The organism is Bittarella massiliensis (ex Durand et al. 2017) (assembly GCF_017566145.1).
Taxonomy (GTDB): domain Bacteria; phylum Bacillota; class Clostridia; order Oscillospirales; family Ruminococcaceae; genus Bittarella; species Bittarella massiliensis_A.
In genome coordinates this window covers 1-216 of the sequence record NZ_JABFCL010000296.1, presented here as the reverse complement: position 1 = coordinate 216, position 216 = coordinate 1, and the positions used below count along the sequence as shown (strand labels likewise).

Below are 216 nucleotides of genomic sequence, written 5' to 3'. Positions count from 1 at the left end.
ATCGGTTATTATTCAGCTTTTGATAACCCGTTTTCATAATACCATCTGAATCGAAATAGTAAGTTTCTCCATCTATCTTTTGAAAGCCAGTTAACGCATATTTTACTTCCGGGTCAAAATAGTATTTCTTTCCATCGATTGTTCTCCATCCGGTAAGACTCCCTCCGGTCCCCGCAAAATTATACCATTTCCCGTCTATCTCCTGTAAGCCTGTCA

1 pseudogene is annotated in these 216 nt (G+C 39.4%); it reads right to left on the bottom strand.

Annotation, left to right across the window (positions count from 1 at the left end):
* Window positions 1–216 (bottom strand): annotated as a pseudogene (locus HJY11_RS14405) (glycoside hydrolase); the annotation flags it as partial.